The following is a 20,059-nucleotide window of genomic DNA, read 5'->3' as shown; positions in this document are numbered from 1 at the left end:
AGGGCCCTGGCGCTAGCGCGTCGAAGCCTTGGCGGGTCGTTCTCGCATGATGTAGGCATCGACGCGGGGGACGGTCGTCAGGTGCTCGACGCGATCGTGGAGCGGAGAGAGGACGCAGACCGGATCCGTGTTGCGGGGATCTCCGGTCAGCGCCATCGCCTGGCAGCGGCAGCCGCCGAAGTCGATCTCGCGGCGCTCGCAGCTCCGGCACGGCTCGCGCATCCAGTCCGTGCCGCGGAACGCATTGAAGGCCGGCGAATCCCGCCAGATCTCCGCAAGGGAGCGATCGCGCACGTTCCAGAACGAGAGGCCGGGGATCGTCTGCGCGGCATGGCAGGGCAAAACCAGCCCGCGCGGCGTCACGTTCAGGGACTGGCGGCCCCAGCCGTTCATGCAGGGCTTGGGATAGCGCGCGAAATGGTCGGGCGGGACGTAGTCGATGGTGATCCGTCCGGCCGTGCGCTCGCGAAGATCGGCCACCGTCGCGCTCGCCGCTACAGCGTCCGTCAGCTCCGGCATCAGGGCCTCGCGATTGCGGGCGGCCCAACCGTAATACTGCGTGTGTGCCAGCTCGATCCGCCGCGCGCCCAGGCCGATCGCCTCGTCGACCATGGCCGCCATGCGGGCCAGGTTGCCGCGATGCAGAACGGCGTTGATCGTCAGCGGCAAGCCAACCTCGGTGACCATGGACGCGAAGGCGCTCTTGCGCCGGTGCGAGCCGGCCAAGCCGGCGATCCGGTCGGCGTTGCCTGCGTCGGTGTCCTGGATCGAGAGCTGGACATGGTCGAGCCCGGCCTGGGCCAGCGCAGCCAGCCGATCGCGATCAAGCCCGATGCCGGAGGTGATCAGGTTCGAGTACAGCCCATGCCGCGCAGCGGCCGCGACGAGCTCGGTGAGATCCTGGCGCGCTGCAGGCTCGCCGCCGGAGAGATGAAGCTGCAGGACGCCGAGGTCGGACGCCTCCTCGAAGACGCGGATCCAGTCGGCGGTCGCCAGTTCGTCGGCCTTGCGATCGAGCTCCAGGGGATTGGAGCAGTAGGGGCAGGCCAGCGGGCAGCGATGCGTCAGCTCGGCCAGCAGTGCGAAGGGGGCCGGGGCGCTCATGGGTCGATCAGACCTCGGGAGGCGAGATCGCCGAGCAGCGCGGTGACGTCGCGTTCGATCCGGGTCCGGTCGGCGGCATAGTCGCGCGCGAGGTGATCGACGATCGCAGGCAGCGAGCGCTGTCCATCGCACAACGCCAGGATCGCAGCCGTCGATGCGTTGATCCGCAGCACATGCTCGGGCGCCAGCATATTATGCCCGCCGCGGACGCGATCCTCCCGGATGCGCACACCCGCCGCCAGCCGGGGCTTCGATCCGGTGTCGGTCACGATTCAGGCTCGAATGCGCCGGGCGGAATCTGCCCCGGCTCGCCATAGGCATGGTCGAGCGCATCAAGCATCGCCCAGAGCACGTCGCATTTGAATTCGAGGGCAGCGACCACCGCCTCCTGATCGGCCGGTGTGGTGGCGTGGGCCGTGACGTAAGCGAGTGCGCTCTCGACATCGCGCGATGCCTGCTCGGGGCGGGCCGTGAAGTAGCTCAGGCTTTCGGCGCTGACGAAGTCGTAATGGGCGAGCATGCCCGCGACGCGCGTCTTGATCACCTGCGGCGAGAAGAGTTCGGTCAGCGACGACGCCACTGCCTCGAGCAGCGGACGCTCACGGACGAATTCGACATAGGCGCCGACCGCGAACCGCGTCGCCGGCAGAACGCCCCTGAACGCGACGACGTCCGCGCGCGCAAATCCCAGACTTTCGCAGAGGCGCAGCCAGCGCTCGATGCCGCCCTCGCCATCGGCCCCACCGTCATGGTCGACGAGGCGCTGGCGCCAGGCCCGCCGCAGAGCGGGATCGTCCAGGCGGGCGATGAGCGTGGCGTCCTTGCGGGGGATCGCGGCCTGATAGGCGTAGCGGTTCAGCGCCCAGGCCTGCACCTCGCCCCTGGTGCAGCGTCCGGAATGAAGACGCTGATGGAACGGATGCCGGTCGTGATAGCGCCGTGCGCCGACATCGCGGAGCCTGTCCAGAAAGGCGTCAGGTGAAAGCAGGCTCACAGAGGGATCTCCATGCCATCCCGGGCGATCTCGACGCCGGCGCTCTCGACGAGCCTGCGCTCGCGCGAGCCCTCGATGAGAACCGGGTTGGTGTTGTTGATGTGGGTGTAGATTTTGCGCGACGCCGGGAGCGCTGCGAGCCAGTCGAGCGAGCCGCCCGGACCGGTCATCGGCATGTGCCCCATCCGGCGACCGGTCTTTTCGCCCAGCCCAGACCTGATCATCTCGTCGTCCTCGAAGAGCGTGCCGTCGAACAGGACGATGTCCGCCCGCTCGGCCTGAACGCGCACCCCGTCGCTCAGAGTCGCACAGCCTGGGATGTAGAGGAGGCGCGTCCCGCGTCGGCTCACCACCAGACCGGCCGTTTCGCCGTCCTCGCTGCCGGTCTCAGGCTCGGGTGTCTCGAGATAGAGCGGCGCCTTGCCGGGCACCGGAAACAGCGTCATTTCGGTCTCGTCTCCAGCCGGGATCGGGGCATCGGCGCGGAGCGCGGCCCAGTCCGCCTGCAGAGGCTGCAGCATCGGATTATCCGCGATGGCGGCTCGGACAGGGTCCAGCGCCCAAATCTGAAAGGCATGGCGCTCGCGCAGCGACAACAGCCCGGCGACGTGATCGATCTCCGCGCTGGTCAGGACAACCTTGGCGATCGGGGAGTGCCGCGCGGATTGCGGCCAGAGAGCCGGCGTGGCGCGCAACTGCTGGCCGATGTCGGGGGAGGCGTTGACGAGGATAGCCTCGTCGCGCTCCACGAGAGCGAGCGAGGATTGCGTCCGCCAGGACGCACGCGGGTCACCGGCCCAGGCCAAAGAACAATTGGCGCAGCGGCAGTTCCATTGTGGAAAGCCGCCGCCCGCAGCGGAACCGAGGACGACGGCCTTCATCGATGGTCAGTCGGCCTGCGTGTCGGCGGTCGGCTGCGCGGGGAGGCTGGCGATCTCATGGCTGGCGATTTCATGGCTCTCGGTCGCCGGCGCGTAGGCCGTGACTTCCATGCCGCAAGCGATGGCTTCGATGGTGGGAGTTTCCCAGGTCATGACGTCTCCTTTCAACGATACAGAGGTAACGCGCCGGCCCGGTGTGAAGGTCCGGCTTGGGCATGCGCCATGATGGCGCGGCTTTCCGTGTCGGTATACGCGCTCACGGCGCCGTCGGTTTTGGTCCCTGTGCCGCCCCGGCACCGTCTTCCGGGCCGACCGCCGGTGCGATGTCGGTCTGCGACGGCTGGGACCGCGCGCCGACTGGCGGGGCCTCGCCGGTCGGACGCCTGGAATCCGGCGCCGCCGACGCGGCCTGAGCCGAGACGCGGTCCGTGGGGATCGGCTGGGGGGTGGTCGAGCCATCCGCCGCCGCGACGCGCCAGACCGTGTTGCCAGCATCGTCGGCAATGAGCAGCGCGCCCGTCCCGTCCATCGCCAGGCCGACCGGCCGCCCCCGCGCCTGTTCGCCCTCGAGGAACCCCGTCACGACATCCTGCGGCATGCCGGTGGGGCGACCGTTCTCGAAGGGGATGAAGATCACCTTGTAGCCGTTGAAGGCATTGCGGTTCCAGCTGCCGCGGTTGCCCACGAAGGCGCCGTTGCGATAGGCCGCCGGCATTGCGGAATCATGGGTGAAGGCCAGCCCCAGCGCTGCGACATGGCTCGTCAGCGCGTAATCCGGCGAGATCGCCTTCGCGACGAGATCGGGACGCGGCGGGACGACGCGCCGGTCGGCATGCTGGCCGTAATAGCTCCAGGGCCAGCCGTAAAACCCGCCCTCGCGAACGGAGGTCAGATAATCCGGCACGAGATTGCCGCCGAGCTCGTCGCGCTCGTTGACGACGGTCCAGAGCTGGCCGGTTTCCGGATGGAAGTTCAGCCCGTTCGGATTGCGCAGACCCGATGCGAAGATACGCGCCGCCCCCGTGCGGCGATCGACCTGCCAGATCGCGGCCCGGCCCTTCTCCGCTTCGAGACCGCGCTCGGCAGCGTTGGAATTGGAGCCGACCGATGCGTAGAGGAAGCGGCCGTCGGGACTGAGCGCCAGATCCTTGGTCCAGTGATGGTTGATCGGCCCGCCCGGTAACGGCGTCAGGACGGTCGGTTGCGCGTCGATCGCGGTCTGCCCGAGCGCATAGGGATAGCTCAGGATCGCATCGGCCGCGGCGACATAAAGCGTGTCCTCGTACCAGGCGACGCCGAAGGGCGAATTGAGCCCCGTGAGCAGCTCGACGCGCTCGTCGACCGTGCCATTGCGGTCCGTGTCGCGCAGAAGCGTGATCCGGTTCGTCTCCGGCTGCCCTTCCGGGCTACCCGAAGCGATCGACATGATGAAGTTGCGGATGATGTCCTTGGGACGGTTGATGGGCTTCCCGGGCGGGGCCTTCGACTGAACGACGAGCACGTCGCCATTCGGCAGGGTATGCACCGTCCGGGGGTTGGCGAGACCCTTCGCGAAGGGGGTTACCACGAGACCTTCCGGCACGCGCGGGGCCTGGCCATCGCGCCAGCCGACCACCTCGGCCACCTTGAGAGCCGGCAGCAGGTCCGAACTCGGAGCCGGCAGCACCGGATCGGGTCCGTACTGCTTTGACACGTCGAAGCTCTCGTCGTTGCAGCCCGCCAGAACGAGGCAGCTGGACGCGAGTGCGATCAGGGACAGGCGGGAGGTTTCAGTCATGGCGCGCTCCCAGCCAGGCGGTGGCGATCATCACGACGACGGTCAGCACCGACACGGTCAGCCCGTACGGCATGACCGCGGTCCAGCCGTCGGCCGTGTGGATGAAGCTGTTGAGCGTGGCGAGCAGCAGAACCACGATCCCCGCGAGGACAGCCGACCAGGCCGGCCGGACGCGGTGGAGGGCAAAATCGATCGCCAGCGTCAGCAGCGCAAACGCGCCGAAGACCAAACCTGCGAACAGCAGCCATTCCGAGAAATGCAGCCACAGCAGATTGAGCGTCTGCCAGTAGGCGACGTCGGTGAGAACCGTGAGCGTGAAGCAGGCGACGGGAAACGACAGCAAGGCCGACGAGACGAGGTCGATCGGGCGATGCCGGTCGAACCGGGCGTGTTGATAGGTCATGCGAACGGCTTGCCTTTGGTGCGAGGAACTCTGGACCCTACTGATGGATCACGCGCTGGTTCCGGGAGGTCACGGACGTGTGAAGGCGCGCGCGGCCCGCAAGCACAACCGATGCAAGCAGCGATCGGGACCCCGAGCTTAGGGAACCTCGCGCGGCGCTTTGCGTATTCCTGACTGGTGACCCCATTCCCTGGCCGGGGTCGCGCGGTCCGGGGAGGTGGTTCGGGTGTCGGTCGGAAGTGTCGTTCCCTATTGCGGGCTGCCACCCGCCCCCGCCGATCTCCTTGCCACCTGGAATTTCGACCCTCCCCTCTTGATGGTGCTGGCGCTGGCTGCCGCAGCCGCCCTCGGGCTGCGGGACCGGCGCCGCCTCGCGGGGCTTGTCGCGGTCGCGGTGCTGACGATCGTTTTCGTGTCGCCGCTCTGCGCCCTCGCCTCGGCGCTGTTTGCAGCGCGGGGCCTGCATCATCTGGTCATGGCTGCGCTGGCCGCGCCGCTCCTGGCTATCGCATTCCCGGCAGGGCGGCCCTCCGGCGTTGCGGCGCCGCTGGGTCTGTCGAGCCTTGCGCTGTGGTTGTGGCACTGGCCGGCGCTCTATGAGGCGCTCTATCGCGATGCGAGCCTCTACTGGCTGATGCAGGTGTTCTTGCTGGCGAGCTTCGTCTGGTTCTGGCGCAATGTGATGTCGGCGCGGACCGCACCGGTGACGGCGCTGCTGGCGATCGCGGCAGGGGCCGGGCAAATGGGCCTGTTGGGGGCGCTGCTCACACTCGCCCCGACACCGCTCTACCCGGTCCACGCCGCGGGCGCGCTGCTCTGGGGCCTCGATCCGCTTCAGGATCAGCAACTCGCCGGGCTGCTGATGTGGGTGCCGGCCTTCTTCATCTATGGCGGTTATGCCCTCTGGACCGCCAAGCGGCTCGACCGGGCGGCATTCTCATGATCGCCTGGCTCAAATTCCTGCACATCACCACCCTCCTGGTCTGGTGCGGCGGTCTGCTGTTGCTGCCTCTGCTGCTGGCGCGGGCCGACAATCCCGTGCGGGCCGGCGAGGCGGCGCGGATGCGGATCTTCGCCCATTTCGGCTATAATTTCTGCGTCAGTCCGGCCGCCGTCCTCGCCACGATCGCTGGCGGCAGCCTGATCTTCGCCCGCTGGGTGTTCGAGCCCTGGATGTTCGCCAAGCTGGCGCTGATCGGCGGGCTGGTCGTGCTGCACACCTATGTCGGGCATTGCGTCGCGCGGCTGGGCGAAGAGGGCTATGTCCGCCCCGCCGTGCCGCCGGCGCTGTTGCTGTCCGCGGGCCTCGCCATCATGACCGCGATCCTGCTTGTCGTGCTCGCCAAGCCGCATCTCGACGCCGCGCTGATGCCAGACTGGCTGCAGCAGCCCCTCAACCGTCAGCTTTTGCTGCCGCCGGCGCCGAGCCGGTAGTCGAAGACGAGCTTCCCGCCATGCCAGCCCGTCAGCCCCGTGAAACCGGCACACAGCACCGACAGCAGAACGCCGAATGGCAGCACCGCGTCCTCGTAACCGCTCAGCCTGTAGCCGAAATTGGCGCCGAGCATGCTGAGCAGCGCGACCGCGATCACGAAATGCGTCCAGCTCGGCGGGCGGGTGCGGATGCCCGGGACCAGCAGCAGTTCGACGGTGCCCGACAGGCCAGCGAGGAGGCCGATCAGGAAGGCGGCGCCAATCGCCCAGAGCGCGACGCGCGTCCAGAAGATGTCGCCGGTCCACCAGTAGAACAGGTCGGCGCCGAGCGTGCACATCGTCAGCGAGATCGGGAAGGCAACCAACATCGCATGGATCGGGTGGCCTGCGACGGCGACGCGGGTGTCGGTGTCGCTCAGCACCTTTTCCGCATGCAGCGGATCCAGCGCCTGGTCGGTATCGGGGCGCGGCGGGCTCATCGCCTCGCCCCCATCGCGACGGCCGGCATCGCTTGCGGGGCGTGCAGCGGCCCTCTCTCCGTGCTCGATCCTGCCGGCCCGGCGGCGGACAGCATCCTCACGCTGATGACCGTGCTGCTCGCGCTCTCGATCCTGTCCTTCGTCGTCATCTTCGGGCTGTTCCTCCTGGCCTGGCGCCGTCGCCGCAGGCCGGCGCCGTCGCTGCGCCTGTTCCTCGTCGGCGGCGGACTGGTCTTCCCGCTGGTCCTACTCAGCGTCGCCACGGTCTATGCGGTGGTGCTCGGCGAGCGCATCACCGGCGCCCGCGAGGTGCCGGCGCTCCGCGTCGAGGCGCAGGCCCGACAATGGCGCTGGGAGTTTACCCGCCAGGGCCCGGGAGGTTCCGTCACGCGCGCCGACGTGCTCGACATCCCGGCCGGGCGCAGCGTCGAGGTCTTCGTCACCAGCGCGGATGTGATCCACAGCTTCTGGGTGCCGCGGCTCGGCGGCAAGATCGACGCCGTCCCCGGCAGCCGCAACCGCATCCTGCTGCGCGCCGACCTACCGGGGCGCTATGGCGGCGTCTGCGCCGAGTTCTGCGGCACCGGCCACAGTGTCATGAATTTCAGCGTCCTCGCCCATGACGAGGCGGCCTGGGCGAAGCTCGCTGGCGGAGACCGTCCATGAGCGCGCTCAAGCTCCACGCCGAACTCGATGCGATCTGGCGGCGGCAGAGCGGCTGGAAAGGCGTTCTCACCAACGTCAATCACAGCGATCTCGGCATCCGCTTCATGGTCGCGGCGGGTGTCTACTTCACCATCGGCGGCATCCTCGCCATGCTGATCCGGGCGCAGCTGGCGACGCCGCGCTCGGCCTTCGTCGGGCCGGAGATCTACAACCAGATCTTCACGATGCATGGCAGCCTGATGATGTTCATGTTCGCGATCCCCTTCTTCGAGGGGCTCGCCATGTACATGCTGCCGAAGCTGCTCGGCTCGCGCGACCTGGCCTTTCCGCGCCTCTCCGCCTTCGGCTGGTGGTGCTATCTCTTCGGCGGATTCATCCTTCTCGCTGCGATGGCGCTGGGGCTGGCACCCGACGGCGGCTGGTTCATGTACACGCCGCTTGCATCGAAGACTTACACGCCAGGCATCAATGCCGATGTCTGGCTGCTCGGCATCACCTTCGTCGAGATTTCGGCCGTCTGCGCCTCGATCGAGATCACCGTCACCGTGCTCAAGCTGCGCGCGCCGGGCATGTCGCTCGGCAAGATGCCGATCTTCGCCTGGTACATTCTGGTCACGGCGCTGATGATGGTGGTCGGGTTTCCGCCGCTGATCCTGGCCTCCACCCTGCTCGAGATCGAGCGCGCCTTCGGCTGGCCCTTCTTCGATCCGGCGCGGGGCGGCCACCCGCTGCTCTGGCAGCATCTGTTCTGGCTGTTCGGCCATCCGGAGGTCTACATCATCTTCCTGCCCGCGGCTGGGGTCATCTCGACCGTCCTGCCGGTCATGGTCCGCCATCCGCTGGTCGGCTATGGCTGGGTCGTGGGCTCGATCCTGGTGCTGGGCTTCTTCAGCTTCGGGCTCTGGGTCCACCACATGTTCGCGACCGGCATCCCGCATCTGGCGCTGGCGCTGTTCTCGGCGGCCTCGGCGCTGGTGGCGGTGCCCACCGTGGTCCAGCTCTTCGCCTGGCTTGCGACGATGTGGGCCGGGCAGCCGCAGATGCGGCTGCCGATGCTCTACATCGCCGGCTTCTTCTTCAATTTCCTGATCGGCGGGCTGACGGGCGTGATGCTCGCCATGGTGCCGTTGAACTGGCAGGTCCATGACACCGCCTTCGTCACGGCCCATCTGCACTATGTCCTGATCGGCGGCTTCGTTTTCCCGATGCTGGCCGGGCTGCATTACTGGTTGCCGCGGCTGATCGCGCGCCGCAGCCACCCGCTGCTCGGGCAGCTCGCCTTCTGGCTCATCTTCGCCGGCTTCAACCTGACCTTCCTGGTGATGCATCTGACCGGGCTGCTCGGCATGCCGCGGCGTGTCTCCAGCTACGAGACCGGCCTCGGCTGGGACTGGCCCAACCTGCTCTCTTCGGTCGGCTCCTTCATCATGGCGATCGGCGTCGCCGTCGCCGTCATCGATTTCAGCCTCGCGGCGCTGTTCGGTCGGCGCTCCGGACGCAATCCCTGGCGGGCGGGCACGCTCGAATGGGCGCTGCCGATCCCGGCGCCGAGCTACAACCTCGCCAGCCTTCCGCAGGTCGACAGCCGCGAGCCGCTCGACCGGCGCCATGCGCTGGCCCGGAGCCTCGCCCAGGGCGAAGGCTATCTCGGGCGGACCCGCGACGGGCTGCGCGAAACGACCGGCGTCGACATCGTCTCGGGCGCGGTGAGCGAGATCGTGATCGTGCCCGGCAATTCCTGGCTGCCGATCGTGACGGCGGCCGTCACGGGGAGCTTCTTCCTCTCGCTGCTGCTCGGCTTCTACATGGCAGCGCCGGTGGCGCTGGCGGGTCTCGTCATCCTCGGATGGCACTGGGCGGCCGGACTAGGGGCCCGGGCCGATCTGGGTCCCATCCCGCTCGGCCGTGGCGAGCAAGCGGTGCCACATCATGAATCGGCGGAGGCGCCGGGTTGGTGGGGCAGCGTGTTCGCGCTGGTGACGGACGCGACCTTCTTCGCCTCGCTCCTCTTCGGCTACGCCTTCCTCGCCACCGTCGGCGCGGGATGGCCTCCGCCCGTGCTGGCGCAGCCCTCGCTCATGGCCGCGATTCTCGTCCTGGCAGGCGTGTCCGCAGCGCTGTTGGCCGAGCAAGCAGCGCTGGCAGCGGTCCGAACGGGGCGGCCGCAGCGGGCGCGCTCCGCTTATGCGCTGGCGACAACCGGCCTCGTCGTCGGGTTGCTGGCGCTCGGCACCTTCGGCTGGCTCGGCCTGCCGAGCCCGCAGAGCCATGCCTATGGCGCGGTTGTCTGGGTGCTGCTGATCTATGGCGCCGTGCATGGGCTGATCGCGCTCGTCATGCTGCTCTTCGTCCGCCGGCGACTGGCGCAGGGCTATGTCTCGCCGGCCCGGCTGCTCGAGCCGCGGGTGGCGCGGCTCTGGCTCCGCTACGGCGTGCTCGCGATGATCGTCTCGCTCGCCGCCATCGCCCTGCCAGCGGGGGCGTCATGGCGGTGGTGATGCGCCTCCTCGCCGGCCTGCTGATCTGGGCCCTGGGCTTCAACGCGATCTACGCCGCCCATGGCCTGGGCTGCGGCCTCGGCTGGGGAGAGCGCCTCCTGCTTGGCCCCTTCACGCTGCTGAACGGGCTGCTGATACCGCTCTGGTTGTCCTGTCTGGCGCTAAGCCTGCTGCCTTTGCGCCAGGCACTGCGCGCCCGCGGCACGACCGCCGATCCGGTGCTGCGGCGTGCCTGGCTCGTCGGCGGCTGGGCCGGTCTCGGCGGGCTTGCCGTCACCGGAGCGCCCGTGCTGCTACCGGCGCATTGCCTCTGACGGCGTTGCGACCATCTGCACCGTCGGCGGCGCATGGTCCTGGCGAGGGAACGCCGCGCCGCCCCAGCGGCACCGTGCGCGCTCATGCGCGAAGAGGCGCTCCGCCGAAGAGAGGCTCTCGCGCATCCACGCAGCGCGGGTCACTGCAACACGAGCCGTGGCAACCAGAGGACGACTTCGGGAACGAAGGTGATGATCGCCAGCACGCCGAAGCCAACGCCTAGGAAAGGCAGCACCTCCCGCACGACGCGCTCGATCTTCACTTGGGCGAAGTTCCCGCAGATGTAGAGCAGGATGCCAACGGGTGGCGTCAGCAGGCCGAGCATCAGGTTGAAAACGATGACCAGCCCGAAATGAACGAGGTCGATCCCCACCGCCTCGACGATCGGGATCAGCACCGGGATCAGGATGATCATGGCCGCGATCGCTTCCATGAAGCAGCCGACGATCAGCAGCAGCACGTTGATCAGGATCAGGATGACCCAGGGATTGTCCGAAAAGGCTCCGATCCACGCGGCAATCTCGCGCGGCAGGCCGCTCACCGCCATCAGCCAGCCGAAGCCGGCGGCAAAGGCGATGATGATCATGACCACGGCGGAATCGAGCCCGCTCTGGACGCAGATGCTCCAGAGCTGGCGCCAGGACAGTTCGCGATGGATGACCATGGCGACGAAGAGCGCATAGAGCACCGCCACGGCCGCGCTCTCCGTCACCGTGACGACGCCGCCAGTGACGCCGAACAGGATGACGAAAGGCATCATCAGCGCCCAGATCGCCTTGCTGCCGGAACGCAGCACCTCGCGCATCGGCACCGCCTCATGGACCGGGTATTTCCGGGCCCGCGAGATCAGGTAGACGACGACCGCGAGCCCGCCGCCGAGCAGCAGGCCGGGAATGACGCCGCCGAGAAACAGGGCGGCGACGGACACGCCCTTGCCGACCGAGAGGGCGTAGATCACGAGCGGGATCGAGGGCGGGATGATCGGCCCCATCACCGAGGCTGAGGCCGTGATGGCGGCGGCATAGCCGGGGTCGTAGCCGGAGCGCTTCATGCCCGGAATCAGCACCTTGCCCAAAGCGGTCGCATCGGCCACCGCCGAGCCGGAGACGCCGGAGAAGACCATGCAGGACATCACGGTGGTGAGGCCGAGCCCGCCGCTGAACCGGCCGACGCAGGCATTGGCGAAGCTGATGATGCGGGCGGTGATGCCGCCGACATTCATGATGTTGCCGGCCAGGATGAAGAACGGGATCGCCAGCAGCGAGTAGGAATCCGCACCGATCAACGCCCGTTGCACGAAGACCGAGAAGGGCAGAGTCGGGTGGTTGGCGATCGTCATGACGGCGGCGAGCGCCATCGCGAAGGCGATGGGCAGGCCCAGCACCATCATCACGCCGAAGGAGAGCATCAGCACGCCGGCCATGGGGATCGTCTCCTCGCAATGCGCGTCTAGAGATGAACGTCGCCGAACGGATCGCGACGGGCCGGATCCAGCAGCTTCTCGATCCAGAACAGGATCATCAGCGCGGCGCAGAAGGGCGCGGCGAAATAGAAGGAGGCCGGGCTGATCTCCAGCGCCCCGAAGGTCTGGCCGAGCGTGCCGATCGAAATCTGCAGCCCGAACCAGAGCATCAGCACGGCCAGCAGCAGGATCAGCCCCTGGTTGAGCCAGAGCACGACCATCTGCAGCCGCTGCGGCAGCATCAGCACGAACATGTCGATCGCGATGTGCAGCATGTTCCGGTAGAGCACCGCGGCGCCGGCGAAGACCGACCAGACGAACAGGATCCGGCAGACCTGCTCCGTCCAGGACAGCGGGCGATCCAGCCCGTAGCGGTACCAGACCGCGACGATGGTGATCAGAACGATGGCCGCGATCGACGCGCCGACGATGGCGCGGGCGATCCAGTCGCCGGCATCACAGACCCTGCGCCACAGCGCAGGCAGACCGGTCAGAGGCTGCATGGCAATCCCGTCACGCGAGAGCAAGGTGCCGGGCCCGACGGGCCCGACAACGGTGGCGATCCGGTGATCAGGCGATCGTCTTGATCCGGTCGACCCATTTCTTCACATGGGCGAACTCGGTCTCCATGCCTTCGAGCGTCTTGCGGAAGGCGTCCTTGTCGACATCGTTGATCGCGATGTTCTTGGCCTTGACCAGGCCGAGAATGCGTTCGTCGTCGGCGATCACCTTCGGACGCAGCGTATCCTCCGTGTCGCGGGCGGCCTGGACGAGGGCCTTGCGCTGGTCCTCGCTGACCGCACGGAAGCTCGCTTCCGAGATCACGATCATGTTGTCCTGCATCATGTGCTCGGTCAGCGCGAGGTTCTTGTTCACGTCGAAGATGCCGCCGTTGAAGGTCAGCGCCATCGGGTTCTCCTGACCCTCGATCACGCCCGATTTCAGCGCCTGGAACACCTCCGGCCAGGGCAGCGGCGTCGGCGAGGCGCCGAAGCGCTCGAAGGTCCGGCGCCACATCGTCGTCTCCGGCACGCGGATCTTGAAGCCCTTGAGATCGGCCGGCGTCTTGACCACGCGGCTGGAGGAGAGCTGACGCGGCATGCGCGGGATGGCGCCGAGCGGACGCAGCTTGGCCTGGGCCGCGACGTCGTTGCCGTATTCGGTCATGATCGCGGTCATGACCTTGTCCTTGTGGGCGACGTTCTTGAACAGATAGGGATAGGTGAAGACCTCGGCCGGCTTGTACCAGCCGGCGAGCAGGGCGGCGCCCGGCGTCGCGACATGGATCGAGCCCTGCAGCAGCCCCTCGACATTCTCGCGCTCACCGCCGAGCGCGCCGGCATGGTGCGAGGCGATGTCGATCTGGCCCTTGGTCAGCTCCTTCACGCGCGCGGCGAACACGTCGAGACTCTGGGCGATGAAGTCGGTCTGCGGCGTCGCCGAGGCGCCGATCCATTTCAGCTGCTGGGCCCGCAGGATGCCGGGCATGGCGACGAGGCCCGCGCCGAGCGCGGCTCCTGCCAGGACGGTCCGGCGGGTCGGCTGGTCTGCTCTGATCTTGGTCATGATGTCCTCCCTGGACGGTTTGGCCGGCCCGTTATCTCGGGCTCTCGCCGGTCTGCACTGCTGGGCCGGGGCGGCGTCAGCCCCGGAAGTGATCCTCCATCTCGCGGCGAACCTTGACCGCGGCGTCGTCGGCATCGAAGGCGACGTCCGACCATTTCAGTCGCTGGCCCAGCGCGATGTCGTGCTTGAGCTTGACGCGATGGGCGAGGCCGAGCGGCAGATAGCCCTCCGCCAGCGAGGTCTTGGCCGGTGTCTGCTTGCCCCAGACGCAGAAGCCGCCCTCGCCATCCAGCATCTCGCCGGCCTTGAGGTCCCGCTTGGCGGTGGCGACGACGTCGGAATTGAAACAGATCGGCGCGCCCGTCGGCTCGTGGCGCAGCGCTGCCGAGGCGACCGAGATTCCGAGCTCGAGCCCGATCATGTGGATCGGCCGGTAGAGGCAGGCATAGCGGCCGCTCTTGTCGGGCAGCATCGAATACTCCCGGAAGCACTCCTCGCTATAGGCGCTGTCGGATTCGAAGACGACATAGGTGCCCATGACCAGGCTGTGGGGCACATCCGCGCCGTCGCGATAGACCGAGGAGGTGACTTCGGTGACGCCGGCCCGCTCGAGCACGCCGCCATCGGCTTTCGGCTTGCAGATCTCGGCATGCTCGAACCGCGTCGCCGGCGGGAAGGACAGACCCTCGGCCTGGGATTCGAGCCCCGTCGCATTGCAGACGGCCGTCATCTCGATGCCCGACTTGGTGCCGTCGACGAAGGAGTTGAACATCTTCGGATTGATCGAATTGCGATCCTTGATCTTCATGTACTTGTCGAGGATGTCCCAGACCGTGTCGGGCGTCGACTGATGATAGGTCGGGTGGTAGCGCGTGCCCTTGCCCGCGCAGACGACGCGGAAGCCGGCCGCGCGGGCCCAGTCGACATGGTCCGCAATCAGGGCCGGCTGATCGCCCCAGGCCAGCGAATAGACGACACCGGCCTCGCGAGCCTTGCGCGCCAGCAGGGGCCCCGCGCAGGCATCAGCCTCGACATTGACCATGACGATGTGCTTGCCATTGGCAATGGCGCGCATCGCGAAACGGATGCCGGCGCCCGGATCGCCCGTCGCCTCGATGATGACCTCGACACCGGGATGGTCGATCAGCGCGTCGCCATCCTCGGTGACGAGCGTCGCGCCGTTCTTCAGGGCATCGTCGATGGAGGCCGCCGCATATTGCTCCTGCGGCCAGCAGGCCAGCTTCAGCTGCGAGCGGGCGCGGGCGGTGTTGAGATCGGCCACGCCGACGATGTGCATCCCGTCCGTGCTGCGCGCCTGGGAGAGGAACATCGTGCCGAACTTGCCCGCGCCGATGATGGCGACGGTGACCGGCTTGCCGGCGGCTTTCCGTTCGAGAAGCAGTCTGTGCAGGTTCATGCGCCGGTTCTTTCCTCGCCAGGCCGGCCATTCGGGCCGGACATCCCGTTTCTGGAGGAGGCACGCATGGAGGACGGTGGCGTACGCGACTGCGCGTCACCTGGCGCCGGTTGCCGGCGCGTTTTTCTCCCTGCGGGCCGCAGCTTCGTTTGATGAGCTGCATTCCTCATGCTTCAGGCGTAACATGGGGCTCGCTCGGGCGAAAAACGAAGAATTTTGGCGTGATCGACGAATAGGGCTCATCGATGATCGGGGGGATGCCACCGCTGCAATGGCTGCAGACCTTCCGCGCCGTGATGGAGGCGGGCAGCTTCTCGGGCGCGGCCAAGCTGATGAACCTGACGCCCTCGGCGATCAGTCACCAGATGCGCGCGCTGGAAGGCATGCTGGGCCGGCCCCTGTTCCTGCGCGTGCGGCGCAGCGTCGTCCCGACCGAGGAGGCGCTGACCTATTCCGCCTCGATCGGCGAGAGCTTCGCGCGGCTGATGACGGCGACGATCCGCGTCGCCTCCGGGGCCGGCGTCAGGCGGCTGCCGATCCATGCCTCGCCCAGCCTCGCCACGCTCTGGCTGATGCCGCGGCTCGGCCAGTTCCTGCGCGAGCACCCCAGCATCGACGTCGCGCTCTTCGCCAGCCATGAGCCGGCCCGGCTCGGGCAGGACGGCATCCTCATCGACATCCAGTATGCGCGGCCCGTTCCCGAGGATTGCGAAGCGGTGGCGCTCGGAGAAGAACTGATCGTCCCGCTCGCCAGCCCCGCCTTCGTGGCCGCACATGGGCTGGAGACGGCCGACGACATCGCGCGCGTGCCGCTGATCCACTCGCTGCGCTGCGTGGTTCCATGGGACCAGTGGGCCGCGCGTCATGCGCCCTTCGTGCCCCTGAGCGCCCGCGGCCTGCAGTTCGACCGCGCCCATCTCGCTCTGGCCGCCGCTGTCGACGGGCTGGGCCTCGCGCTCGAGTCGACCTTGCAGGCGCGCGACCTGCTGGCCGCCGGCCGCCTCGTCATGCCGCTGGGCCCGACCGGCATCGGCGTCGTGGCCCATCGCCTGATCTATCGACGCGCGGAGCGTGCCAATCCCGAGGTTCAGGCTTTCGTGGAGTGGCTGATGCGCGAGATCGTCGAAAAGCCCGTCCCGCCAACGGAGACGTAAGAGCGCCCGCAGGCCTCAAAGCCTTGGACCATCAGCCGGATTGACGGCCTCGGGCCGGTCTGCGGCTGCGACCTCCGGCGTCGGCTCCAGAGCGGTAGGTGCGGCCGGCCTTGCAAAGCTGCGCGGCGCCGCGGCGGCCTCCGCTTCACCGTGACGCAGCGTTAATCGGGGCGCCAGAGGGTGCGCGAAGCCCGGCTCTAAACCCGCCATTAACCTCAATCGGCGAGTTTCCGGGATCACCAGTGGCTTCGCGTGGGCTTTTCCTGCGGCGGCGCGAGGGTAGTAATCGCCATGCGGCTCATCGTCGGCTCGATCATCGTCATCCTCTGCGTCTTCGGCGGCTATGCCGCGATGGGCGGGAAGCTCGGCGTGCTCTGGCAGCCCTTCGAGTTCGTCATCATCCTCGGCGCGGCGATCGGTGCCTTCGTCATCGGCAATCCCGGCCCGGTGCTCAAGGCCGTGCCGTCCATGTTCGGCACTCTGATGAAGGGGCCGAAATACAAGCAGGAAGACTATGTCGAGCTGCTGGGAATGCAGTACTCGCTCTACAAGCTGATCAAGCAGAAGGGCATGCTGGCAATCGAGCAGCACATCGAGAATCCGCACGACTCGTCGCTGTTCAACGCCTTCCCGAGCTTCGCCAACAACCATCACGCGGTCGAGTTCGTGTGCGACTACATGCGCATGCTGACCATGGGCGCCAACAACGTCCACGAGATCGACGCGCTGATGGACGAGGAGCTGGAGACCCACCATCAGGAGCAGGAGCGGATCGTCGGGGCCATGCAGTCGATCGCCGACGGCACGCCGGCCCTGGGCATCGTCGCGGCCGTGCTGGGCGTGATCAAGACGATGGGCTCGATCACCGAGCCGCCGGAGGTGCTCGGCCATCTCATCGGCGGCGCGCTGGTCGGCACCTTCTTCGGCGTCTTCGTCGCCTATGGCTTCTTCAGCCCGATGGCGGCCTCGCTGAAGAGCACCTTCGAGGCCGAGTCGAAATACTATCTCTCGCTCAAGGCCGGCCTGCTGGCCCATATCGCCGGCCAGCCGCCGGTGATGGCGGTCGAGTTCGCCCGCAAGGCGCTGATGAGCGACGTCCGCCCGACCTTCGCGGAAGTTGAAGCGTCGACGGCCAATCTCCCCGCCTGACCCTCTTTCCCTTTCCAGCGGGGTTCCCATGGATAAGCCGGTCCAGCCGATCATCATCAAGAAGATCAAGAAGGCCGCCCATGGCCACCATGGCGGGGCCTGGAAGATCGCCTATGCGGATTTCGTGACCGCGATGATGGCCTTTTTCCTGCTGATGTGGCTGATCAGCATGACCACGCAGGAGCAGAAGGTCGGCCTGGCGGAGTATTTCGCTCCCGCGGCGGTCAGCCCTAGCAACAGCGGCGCCGGCGGCCTGCTGATGGGCACCGCTCTCGACAAATCGGGCAACAAATCCTCGTCGCCGCGCGATGCGGCCATGGGCACCTCCGGGCAGGATGACGGCGCGCGCCGGACCAGCTGGGACCGCGAACTCAGCCGGCCCGCGGCGAACCAGCAGTCCCTGCACAGCGCCATGGTCAGCATCCGTCAGGCGCTCCAGACCATGCCGGAAATCTCCGAACTCTCACGCAACATCCTGATCGAGCCGACGAAGGACGGGCTGAACGTCTCGCTCGTGGACGAATACGGCCGCTCCATGTTCCCCGAGGGATCGGTGCAGCCGCATGAGCGCACACGCCGTCTGCTCGAGGCGCTGGCGCCGACGCTGCGCCGGCTGCCGAACCGGCTCTCCGTCACCGGCCATACCTCGAGCGCGCGGCCGGGCTCGATGGAAACCACCGACGCCTGGAGCCTGACCGCCGGCCGCGCGCTCGCCGTGCGCGAGATCCTTTCCGGCGCGGGCTTCCCAAGCGACCGCTTCGCTTTCGTGGCGGGGCGCGCCGACACCGAGCCGGTCTTTCCCGACAATCCCTACATTCCGCAGAACCGGCGCGTGACGATCACGCTGCTGAACGCGGAGCCGCCCCTGCCGCCCAACGTGCTGCGCTGAGGCATCGCCGGGGAACAGAGCCAATATGGTTCCAGATGGAACCAGATCGCAATCCTTTGGTAACCTGAATCGCCAAGGTTCCTGACCCAGCGGCATAACGGTCAGGAACCCCATGATGAATTTCTTCAACAGGAAGACGACGCAGTCCCTGGCGGAAGCCTCCTCGATCCGGCGCTGGCAGGCCGTGATCGAGTTCGATCTCGACGGCACCATTCTCGAGGCCAACGACCTTTTCCTGAAGACCGTCGGCTATGAGCGCGCCGAGGTCGTCGGCAAGCACCATTCGATCTTCGTGCCGCCGGAGGAGCGCGCCTCGGTGGGCTATCAGGGCTTCTGGCGAGATCTGCGCAGCGGCAAGGCCTTCCAGGCGGAGTTCGCCCGCATCACCAAGACCGGCAGCCGGATCTGGCTGCAAGCGACCTACACACCGATCTGCGGCACGGACGGCAGCAAGCCGTTCAAGGTGATCAAATACGCGACCGACATCACCGCCATGAAGGCCATGGTCTCGAACGCGGAAGGTCAGATCGCCGCAATCCAGAAGGCGCAGGCCGTGATCGAGTTCGATCTCGACGGCACCATCCGCGACGCAAACGAGAACTTCCTCAAGACGCTCGGCTACACCCTCGCCGAGATCAAGGGCCGCAAGCACGACATCTTCGTCGCGCCCGCGGAGCGCGGGAGCGAAGCCTATCGCCAGTTCTGGGCGAAACTCGCCCGCGGCGAGCATGACGAGAACCAGTATCTGCGCATCGGCAAGGGCGGGCGCGAGGTCTGGATCCAGGCGAGCTACAACCCGATCCTCGACCCGTTCGGCAAAGCCTACAAGGTGGTGAAATACGCCACCGACATCACCGCCTCAAAGCAGGCGGCCGAAGCGCTGGCTGGCGCCGTTGCGGAAACAGGCTCGGTGATCGCGGCAACCCAGGGCAACGACCTGACCCGACGCGTGCCGCTGGAAGGCAAGAGCGGCGCGATCTTCGAGCTTTGCCGCGGCGTCAACGCGCTGCTCGACACCTTCTCAGGCGTGATCCAGGTCGTCGGCCAGATCTCGGGTCGGATCACCACCGGATCGCGCCGGATCGGCGCCGACAGCCGCGACCTCGCCCAACGCACCGAGGAGCAGGCCGCCTCGCTCGAGGAGACCGCGGCGACGACCGAACAGCTCGCCGCCTCCGTCAAGCAGAGCTTCGAGCGGGCCACGGAGGCCGCGGGCCTCGGCGCCGCCGCCAACGACATTGCCCATCGCGGCGGTTCGATCGTCACCGACGCCGTCATCGCGATGGAGCGGATCGAGAAGGCGTCGACCGATATCGGCGACATCATCCGGGTGATCGACGACATCGCCTTCCAGACGAATCTGCTGGCTCTGAACGCCGCGGTCGAAGCGGCGCGGGCCGGCGATGCCGGCAAGGGCTTCGCCGTCGTCGCCTCCGAGGTGCGGACGCTCGCCCAGCGCTCCGGCGAGGCGGCGAAGGACATCTCGGGGCTGATCAACAATTCGAGCGTCCAGGTCGCCAGCGGGGTGAAGCTGGTCAAGGAGGCGGGCTCCGCCCTGTCCGAGATCGTCGGCTCCTCGACCAGCGTCTCGGCCTCGCTCGACGAGATCAAGAGCGCCTCGCGCGAGCAGGCCCATGGCATCGAGGAGGTGGCGCGGGTCGTCGCCCATATGGACGAGATGACCCAGCAGAACTCCTCGGTCGCCGACCAGAGTGCGAAGGTGGCTGCGGACCTCCAGCAGGCCACCGAGGCATTGCAGGCCCTGGTCGAGACCTTCCGGATTCGCGCCGATCGCTCCGGCACGGCCGGCCCGTTGGGCAGTGCGGTGCCGCGAGCCGCCTAGCGCACGGCAACCGGCGTCGGGCGCGGCT

General features: G+C 67.5%; 21 protein-coding genes. 9 read left to right on the top strand and 12 right to left on the bottom strand.

The features are described 5' to 3' along the window. Positions 1-12 precede the first annotated feature (12 nt). The 7 genes from pqqE to ACFPN9_RS22890 all read right to left on the bottom strand — a co-directional run bounded on the left by pqqE (position 13) and on the right by ACFPN9_RS22890 (position 5,159). Entirely contained in the window at positions 13-1,104 is a 1,092-nt protein-coding gene (gene pqqE / locus ACFPN9_RS22920) for a pyrroloquinoline quinone biosynthesis protein PqqE (RefSeq protein WP_066722424.1), read from the bottom strand. Beyond that, entirely contained in the window at positions 1,101-1,373 is a 273-nt protein-coding gene (gene pqqD, locus ACFPN9_RS22915; RefSeq protein ID WP_066722426.1) for a pyrroloquinoline quinone biosynthesis peptide chaperone PqqD, read from the bottom strand. The genes pqqE and pqqD overlap by 4 nt, the downstream gene beginning before the upstream one ends. Next, complete coding sequence (pqqC, locus tag ACFPN9_RS22910; RefSeq protein ID WP_066722429.1) at positions 1,370-2,098, bottom strand: pyrroloquinoline-quinone synthase PqqC; 729 nt, start codon at positions 2,096-2,098, stop codon at positions 1,370-1,372. Before pqqC ends, pqqD begins: the two co-directional genes overlap by 4 nt. Beyond that, positions 2,095-2,979 carry a pyrroloquinoline quinone biosynthesis protein PqqB gene (pqqB, locus tag ACFPN9_RS22905; protein ID WP_066722432.1) on the bottom strand — a complete coding sequence of 295 codons (885 nt, stop codon included), beginning with the start codon at positions 2,977-2,979 and terminating at the stop codon, positions 2,095-2,097. Before pqqB ends, pqqC begins: the two co-directional genes overlap by 4 nt. 6 nt (positions 2,980-2,985) lie before the next feature. Further along, positions 2,986-3,132 (bottom strand): pyrroloquinoline quinone precursor peptide PqqA, encoded by a 147-nt coding sequence (gene pqqA, locus ACFPN9_RS22900; protein ID WP_082735363.1) that lies wholly within the window; start codon positions 3,130-3,132, stop codon positions 2,986-2,988. A gap of 103 nt (positions 3,133-3,235) precedes the next feature. Beyond that, on the bottom strand, positions 3,236-4,756 hold the full coding sequence (locus ACFPN9_RS22895) for a PQQ-dependent sugar dehydrogenase (protein ID WP_066722435.1): 1,521 nt from the start codon (positions 4,754-4,756) through the stop codon (positions 3,236-3,238). Then, positions 4,749-5,159, bottom strand: coding sequence for a DUF2231 domain-containing protein (locus ACFPN9_RS22890; protein ID WP_066722438.1), 411 nt, complete (start codon positions 5,157-5,159; stop codon positions 4,749-4,751). The genes ACFPN9_RS22895 and ACFPN9_RS22890 overlap by 8 nt, the downstream gene beginning before the upstream one ends. A 226-nt stretch (positions 5,160-5,385) precedes the next feature. On the opposite strand from ACFPN9_RS22890, the gene ACFPN9_RS22885 reads away from it, so the two are divergent. After that, positions 5,386-6,102: a cytochrome c oxidase assembly protein gene (locus ACFPN9_RS22885; RefSeq protein WP_066722441.1), complete on the top strand. Its 717-nt coding sequence runs from the start codon at positions 5,386-5,388 to the stop codon at positions 6,100-6,102. After that, positions 6,099-6,593 carry a CopD family protein gene (locus ACFPN9_RS22880; RefSeq protein ID WP_066722444.1) on the top strand — a complete coding sequence of 165 codons (495 nt, stop codon included), beginning with the start codon at positions 6,099-6,101 and terminating at the stop codon, positions 6,591-6,593. The genes ACFPN9_RS22885 and ACFPN9_RS22880 overlap by 4 nt, the downstream gene beginning before the upstream one ends. On the opposite strand, the gene ACFPN9_RS22875 is transcribed toward ACFPN9_RS22880, so the two are convergent. Then, complete coding sequence (locus ACFPN9_RS22875) at positions 6,560-7,072, bottom strand: DUF2231 domain-containing protein (RefSeq protein WP_066722447.1); 513 nt, start codon at positions 7,070-7,072, stop codon at positions 6,560-6,562. The genes ACFPN9_RS22880 and ACFPN9_RS22875 overlap by 34 nt on opposite strands. A 60-nt stretch (positions 7,073-7,132) precedes the next feature. Here ACFPN9_RS22875 and coxB point away from each other — a divergent pair, with 60 nt between their 5' ends. The 3 genes from coxB to ACFPN9_RS22860 are packed head-to-tail and all read left to right on the top strand — an operon-like array spanning position 7,133 to position 10,550. Continuing rightward, entirely contained in the window at positions 7,133-7,738 is a 606-nt protein-coding gene (gene coxB / locus ACFPN9_RS22870) for a cytochrome c oxidase subunit II (RefSeq protein WP_245282272.1), read from the top strand. Next, the gene (gene ctaD, locus ACFPN9_RS22865) at positions 7,735-10,236 is read left to right on the top strand and encodes a cytochrome c oxidase subunit I (protein ID WP_066722450.1); all 2,502 of its coding nucleotides are present in this window, start codon (positions 7,735-7,737) and stop codon (positions 10,234-10,236) included. Before coxB ends, ctaD begins: the two co-directional genes overlap by 4 nt. Continuing rightward, entirely contained in the window at positions 10,236-10,550 is a 315-nt protein-coding gene (locus ACFPN9_RS22860; protein ID WP_156446589.1) for a hypothetical protein, read from the top strand. The genes ctaD and ACFPN9_RS22860 overlap by 1 nt, the downstream gene beginning before the upstream one ends. Before the next feature lie 140 nt (positions 10,551-10,690). Here ACFPN9_RS22860 and ACFPN9_RS22855 read toward each other — a convergent pair whose 3' ends face one another. From ACFPN9_RS22855 to ACFPN9_RS22840, 4 genes are all read right to left on the bottom strand, one after another. After that, on the bottom strand, positions 10,691-11,974 hold the full coding sequence (locus tag ACFPN9_RS22855) for a TRAP transporter large permease (protein WP_066722455.1): 1,284 nt from the start codon (positions 11,972-11,974) through the stop codon (positions 10,691-10,693). Between the two features lie 26 nt (positions 11,975-12,000). After that, the gene (locus ACFPN9_RS22850; RefSeq protein ID WP_066722458.1) at positions 12,001-12,516 is read right to left on the bottom strand and encodes a TRAP transporter small permease; all 516 of its coding nucleotides are present in this window, start codon (positions 12,514-12,516) and stop codon (positions 12,001-12,003) included. 67 nt (positions 12,517-12,583) lie between these two features. Then, positions 12,584-13,579: a TRAP transporter substrate-binding protein gene (locus ACFPN9_RS22845; RefSeq protein WP_066722461.1), complete on the bottom strand. Its 996-nt coding sequence runs from the start codon at positions 13,577-13,579 to the stop codon at positions 12,584-12,586. Positions 13,580-13,655: 76 nt separating this feature from the next. Beyond that, on the bottom strand, positions 13,656-14,996 hold the full coding sequence (locus ACFPN9_RS22840) for an NAD(P)H-dependent oxidoreductase (protein WP_066722464.1): 1,341 nt from the start codon (positions 14,994-14,996) through the stop codon (positions 13,656-13,658). Between the two features lie 257 nt (positions 14,997-15,253). On the opposite strand from ACFPN9_RS22840, the gene ACFPN9_RS22835 reads away from it, so the two are divergent. From ACFPN9_RS22835 to ACFPN9_RS22820, 4 genes are all read left to right on the top strand, one after another. Further along, a complete protein-coding gene (locus ACFPN9_RS22835; RefSeq protein WP_066722467.1) occupies positions 15,254-16,150 on the top strand; it encodes a LysR substrate-binding domain-containing protein in 897 nt (298 codons plus the stop codon). A gap of 291 nt (positions 16,151-16,441) precedes the next feature. Continuing rightward, positions 16,442-17,299, top strand: coding sequence for a flagellar motor stator protein MotA (motA, locus tag ACFPN9_RS22830; RefSeq protein ID WP_066722470.1), 858 nt, complete (start codon positions 16,442-16,444; stop codon positions 17,297-17,299). A gap of 28 nt (positions 17,300-17,327) precedes the next feature. Continuing rightward, positions 17,328-18,188, top strand: a complete 861-nt coding sequence (locus ACFPN9_RS22825; protein ID WP_066722472.1) for a flagellar motor protein MotB — start codon at positions 17,328-17,330, stop codon at positions 18,186-18,188. Positions 18,189-18,303: 115 nt separating this feature from the next. After that, positions 18,304-20,031, top strand: a complete 1,728-nt coding sequence (locus ACFPN9_RS22820; RefSeq protein WP_068072159.1) for a methyl-accepting chemotaxis protein — start codon at positions 18,304-18,306, stop codon at positions 20,029-20,031. Positions 20,032-20,059 lie beyond the last annotated feature (28 nt).

The sequence above is a fragment of the Allobosea massiliensis genome, assembly GCF_042655245.1.
In the GTDB taxonomy this organism is placed as follows: domain Bacteria; phylum Pseudomonadota; class Alphaproteobacteria; order Rhizobiales; family Beijerinckiaceae; genus Allobosea; species Allobosea massiliensis.
This window is presented reverse-complemented; position numbering and strand designations above follow the sequence as displayed.

What these genes read in the sequence shown, in the direction of transcription:
- ACFPN9_RS22880 (WP_066722444.1), top strand. Translation starts at nt 6,099, where the DNA reads ATGATCGCCTGGCTCAAATTCCTGCACATCACCACCCTCCTGGTCTGG.
- ACFPN9_RS22875 (WP_066722447.1), bottom strand. Translation starts at nt 7,072, where the DNA reads ATGAGCCCGCCGCGCCCCGATACCGACCAGGCGCTGGATCCGCTGCAT.
- pqqA (WP_082735363.1), bottom strand. Translation starts at nt 3,132, where the DNA reads ATGACCTGGGAAACTCCCACCATCGAAGCCATCGCTTGCGGCATGGAA.
- ACFPN9_RS22845 (WP_066722461.1), bottom strand. Translation starts at nt 13,579, where the DNA reads ATGACCAAGATCAGAGCAGACCAGCCGACCCGCCGGACCGTCCTGGCA.
- ACFPN9_RS22890 (WP_066722438.1), bottom strand. Translation starts at nt 5,159, where the DNA reads ATGACCTATCAACACGCCCGGTTCGACCGGCATCGCCCGATCGACCTC.
- ACFPN9_RS22850 (WP_066722458.1), bottom strand. Translation starts at nt 12,516, where the DNA reads ATGCAGCCTCTGACCGGTCTGCCTGCGCTGTGGCGCAGGGTCTGTGAT.
- motA (WP_066722470.1), top strand. Translation starts at nt 16,442, where the DNA reads ATGCGGCTCATCGTCGGCTCGATCATCGTCATCCTCTGCGTCTTCGGC.
- ctaD (WP_066722450.1), top strand. Translation starts at nt 7,735, where the DNA reads ATGAGCGCGCTCAAGCTCCACGCCGAACTCGATGCGATCTGGCGGCGG.
- ACFPN9_RS22895 (WP_066722435.1), bottom strand. Translation starts at nt 4,756, where the DNA reads ATGACTGAAACCTCCCGCCTGTCCCTGATCGCACTCGCGTCCAGCTGC.
- ACFPN9_RS22840 (WP_066722464.1), bottom strand. Translation starts at nt 14,996, where the DNA reads ATGAACCTGCACAGACTGCTTCTCGAACGGAAAGCCGCCGGCAAGCCG.
- ACFPN9_RS22835 (WP_066722467.1), top strand. Translation starts at nt 15,254, where the DNA reads ATGCCACCGCTGCAATGGCTGCAGACCTTCCGCGCCGTGATGGAGGCG.
- ACFPN9_RS22855 (WP_066722455.1), bottom strand. Translation starts at nt 11,974, where the DNA reads ATGGCCGGCGTGCTGATGCTCTCCTTCGGCGTGATGATGGTGCTGGGC.
- pqqE (WP_066722424.1), bottom strand. Translation starts at nt 1,104, where the DNA reads ATGAGCGCCCCGGCCCCCTTCGCACTGCTGGCCGAGCTGACGCATCGC.
- ACFPN9_RS22820 (WP_068072159.1), top strand. Translation starts at nt 18,304, where the DNA reads ATGAATTTCTTCAACAGGAAGACGACGCAGTCCCTGGCGGAAGCCTCC.
- ACFPN9_RS22860 (WP_156446589.1), top strand. Translation starts at nt 10,236, where the DNA reads ATGCGCCTCCTCGCCGGCCTGCTGATCTGGGCCCTGGGCTTCAACGCG.
- ACFPN9_RS22825 (WP_066722472.1), top strand. Translation starts at nt 17,328, where the DNA reads ATGGATAAGCCGGTCCAGCCGATCATCATCAAGAAGATCAAGAAGGCC.
- pqqB (WP_066722432.1), bottom strand. Translation starts at nt 2,979, where the DNA reads ATGAAGGCCGTCGTCCTCGGTTCCGCTGCGGGCGGCGGCTTTCCACAA.